This is a genomic window from uncultured Holdemanella sp. (assembly GCF_958348295.1).
Taxonomy (GTDB): Bacteria; Bacillota_I; Bacilli_A; order Erysipelotrichales; family Erysipelotrichaceae; genus Holdemanella.
On the sequence record NZ_CATVYQ010000086.1, the window covers coordinates 1 to 3,979 of the forward strand.

The 3,979-nt window shown below is 34.2% G+C and carries 4 protein-coding genes and 2 tRNA genes; 4 read left to right on the forward strand and 2 right to left on the reverse strand.

Annotation, left to right across the window (positions count from 1 at the left end; genetic code table 11):
* Positions 1–641 precede the first annotated feature (641 nt).
* Entirely contained in the window at positions 642–1,112 is a 471-nt protein-coding gene (locus Q3907_RS10520; RefSeq protein WP_301898237.1) for a hypothetical protein, read from the reverse strand.
* Between the two features lie 110 nt (positions 1,113–1,222).
* Between Q3907_RS10520 and Q3907_RS10525 the strand changes: the two genes are divergently transcribed.
* Positions 1,223–2,260, forward strand: a complete 1,038-nt coding sequence (locus Q3907_RS10525; protein ID WP_227993559.1) for a M42 family metallopeptidase — start codon at positions 1,223–1,225, stop codon at positions 2,258–2,260.
* Here Q3907_RS10525 and Q3907_RS10530 read toward each other — a convergent pair.
* A complete protein-coding gene (locus Q3907_RS10530) occupies positions 2,247–3,122 on the reverse strand; it encodes a Cof-type HAD-IIB family hydrolase (RefSeq protein ID WP_301898238.1) in 876 nt (291 codons plus the stop codon). The genes Q3907_RS10525 and Q3907_RS10530 overlap by 14 nt on opposite strands.
* Positions 3,123–3,228: 106 nt before the next feature.
* Between Q3907_RS10530 and Q3907_RS10535 the strand changes: the two genes are divergently transcribed.
* The 3 genes from Q3907_RS10535 to Q3907_RS10545 all read left to right on the forward strand — a co-directional run bounded on the left by Q3907_RS10535 (position 3,229) and on the right by Q3907_RS10545 (position 3,930).
* A tRNA-Asn gene (locus Q3907_RS10535) sits at positions 3,229–3,304 on the forward strand.
* A gap of 130 nt (positions 3,305–3,434) precedes the next feature.
* Positions 3,435–3,510: transfer RNA gene (locus tag Q3907_RS10540), tRNA-Asn, on the forward strand.
* Between the two features lie 54 nt (positions 3,511–3,564).
* Positions 3,565–3,930, forward strand: coding sequence for a DUF4186 domain-containing protein (locus Q3907_RS10545; RefSeq protein ID WP_301898239.1), 366 nt, complete (start codon positions 3,565–3,567; stop codon positions 3,928–3,930).
* The last annotated feature ends 49 nt before the right edge of the window (positions 3,931–3,979 follow it).

A 3,979-nucleotide genomic window follows, 5' to 3' on the forward strand; every position in this document is an offset into this window, starting at 1 on the left:
TATATAAAGCAAATTTTATGCGCGTAAGTTATATTTTACCTTTACATCGCAAAAGACATTATTCGACATCATCATAGGTTAATTTTAAGTTTTTTTAAAAAGTTTTGAGATTTAATGTCTTTTTCACATTGGACCTTTAGAATAGATATTGCTACTAGATATGGCAGGTGGTTTCCTCTGGATAAATCCTTGAGACTTTCGATCCCCAGGATGGAGGAATAGGCGTATGCAAATTCAAGTTAATATTGATATAACTATTGTCTTAATAGCTATTTTACAACTCATACGAGTCATCATTATTATTCATGAAGAAAACAAAAAGCGCTAACCACCCACTCACAACGGGATTAGCGCTTCTACCTAGTCCAGAGTGACCACCATATCTAGTAGTCTTTTCTGTATTTGTATTATAACGAGAATAGAAATAAATATCAACTTACCGATTTACACATGTATTTTAAAATATTTTGAAAAACTTTTGACTTTTAATATTCTTTTCACATTGGACCTTTATAATGGAAATGACTACTAGATATGTAGGGTGGTTTTCATGGATTAATCTACCTCCAAAGTCTTTTAATTCCAAAGACGTACGCGAATTCAAGTTTTTGTCTTAGGCACTCTAACATATCTAGTAGTCTTTACTGATTCACGCCTCGATATAGAGATGTAATTTCTGAATTACCCTTTAATTCTGAAACCATATATTTAACTAAGAACAAATCTTTATCAAAATTAGAGACCAATTCTTTCTGGTAAATCATCATGTCCTTATCTTTATAATAAGCACCCTTTTTATCTGTAATTAATACAACTCTAAGATTGGGATATTTATTTAATAGTAGTTCTAGAATTCTTTGTTCATCTTGAATCCCATTTTCTAATTTACTCGCATATTCTTTATTCGCAAATATTGTATTTACTTTACTTAAATCAAGATCTCTTACTTCTTTATCCACCATATGTAAATATACCATATTCGATTCATTTAAATAGTTGTCTAAATCTTCATCATTATTATCGATAAATACAGTCTTACAATTCTCATTGTGTTCCACTTGAAACTGTTTAAATAAATCCTTCAACTTTTCTTCTCTTACGTTTAATTCCATACAATTAGCCTCCTTTTCTTGTACAATATCACAAAATTCAAAAAAAAGATGAATACATTGTTTTGAATTTGTATAAAAGCGTATAATACATACAGGAGGAGTTTTAAAATATGCAACCATTTGATAAAGAATATGTTTGTGACATTGCCAAACAAATTTTGAACATTGATTCACCAACAGGATACACAAAAAGAGCCATTGATTTCATGGATGAAGAAGCCAAAAAATTAGGCTATACAACAGGACGTAACCAAAAAGGAAACTTATTGATCTATGTAGACGGAAAAGATTCTGAACACACTTTAGGATTGAGTGCTCACCTAGATACATTAGGACTTATGGTTCGTTCCATTAAAGACAATGGAAAACTTGCCATTACTAAAGTTGGAGGCCCATGCTTACCAACATTAGACGGAGAATATTGTAAGATCTATACTCGCGATGGAAAGGTATATACAGGAACAATTCTTTCTTGTTCACCAAGCGTTCACGTATATCCAGATGCTTCAACATTAGAAAGAAAAGAAGATACAATGGAAGTTCGCATCGACGAAGTTGTGCATTCAAAAGCAGATGTAGAAAAATTAGGTATCTGCAACGGAGACTTCATTTGTATTGATACAAAAACACAAATCACAGAAAGTGGATTCATTAAATCTAGATTCTTAGACGATAAGATTTCAGCTACAGCTTTAATGGGCGTACTAAAATACTTAAAAGACAACAACATTACACCTCAAAGAGACTTAGTCATTATGTTCAGTACATATGAAGAAGTTGGACACGGAGCAAGTTGTTTACCAGAAGAAGTCGAAGAATTGTTAGCCGTTGATATGGGATGTATTGGTACAGATTTAGCTTGTACAGAACAAGATGTTTCAATCTGTGCTAAAGATTCAAGCGGACCATACGACTACGAAATGATTACTCGTCTAGTCGAACTATCAAAAGAAAACAAGCTTAATTATGCCGTTGATATCTACCCACAATATGGTTCAGATGTCAGTGCCGCATTACGCGGTGGTAACGACATCAAAGGAGCCTTGATTGGCCCTGGTGTTCATGCAAGCCACGGAATGGAAAGAACACACTATGATGGTGTAGAAAGCACAATGAAGCTTGTTGTTAGCTATATCACAAAATATTAAAATCCTTTAAAGCAGCTACAATTCCCTGTTCCACATTGGACTTGGTCACATGAGCTGCTTTTTCTTTTACATAATCCAAAGCCTGACCCATCGCAAAACTATGTGTTACAACACCAAACATACTCACATCATTTTCACCATCTCCAAACGTGAAAACTTTATCTTTATCCCAACCAAACATATCCATCATACGAACTAAAGTAGCTCCCTTACTATATCCCTTAGGCAAGATTTCCAATTCTCTAGGACAAGTACGGAACACTTCATATTGATCTTTAAATTCATTTTGAATATCCAAAGCCAATTGAGTAGTTACCTCTTCATCCTCAATAGTTTGAATCTTATTTACAGGATACTTGATTTCACTAAGATCCTTAATATACGTAATCTTAGGATAACCATCACGCATATCCGCAAGCCAAGACCAAGGACCACCCGTCCAAGGAAAATCTTCTGGATAATCCTTTGAATTTCTCAATTCTTTTTTCTTTTCCATAATATGATCAGGAATATAATCAAATAGACCATCACTAAATACAGCCATCGTTTCACAATTTTTATGCATCAAATACGCATATACAGGCTCAACATCTTCCTTATACATCTGTTTTAAAACATGGCGCTCATCTTTCTTTACATCATAATACGCAATACCATCAACCTCTAATAAGTAGCCACCATATACATCCATCTCTAACTCTTTAGCATAAGGAAGCAATCTTGTATAACTTCTACCGCTAGCAAGCACAAGCTTTGTCCCCTGCTTTTGACAAGCAATTAAAGCTTCTTTTGTTTCTAGCAAAATCTTATTATTTGGATCCAATAAAGTTCCATCCATATCCATTACAATCGCATCTAACATAATCCATTCCCCCGTCTAGATAATAATATATTATAATTTTACAAAAAGTACTTGCATAATACAACATCTTTTGGTATTATATACAGGCATCAAGTGAAACACAAATGCCTGAATAGCTCAGTCGGTAGAGCATCCGGCTGTTAACCGGCAGGTCACAAGTTCGAGTCTTGTTTCAGGCGCCACTTGATTATGAAACCAGCATTGCTGGTTTTTTTATTTCTAAATTAAAATTTGTCTAAAAAAATAAAAAAAATGCTTGCATAACTCTAAATCTTTTGGTATTATATTTAGGCAATCAAGTGAAAAACAAATGCCTGAATAGCTCAGTCGGTAGAGCATCCGGCTGTTAACCGGCAGGTCACAAGTTCGAGTCTTGTTTCAGGCGCCACTTGATTATAAAACCAGCTTAGCTGGTTTTTTTTATTATATATAAGGAGAAACTATGACAGAATCCGAATGGTTTGAACAACTTTTTAATCGTCTATCCCACTCCAAATTTAGGAGTAGTTTTCATCTGAAACAAAAAGATAAGGAGTATATTCAAGCCAAAGGAATGGATACCATTGAAAAACATGCCATCGACTTTGTTGAAAAACGATTAGCTCCAGCCTATATACCCAACGATGGTAAACAAACACCATTCAAAGGACATCCTGTATTCATTGCCCAACATGCTACTGGCTGTTGTTGCAGACAATGCCTATACAAATGGCATAAGATCAAACCTAATCAGCCACTAGGCCCTAGACAAAAGGCCTATATCGTTAAAGTATTAATGACATGGATTCATAAAGAAGTTGATCAGTAGTTACGCATGAAAAATAAAATGGCTTAAATAAACAAAATCGGAAACTCTA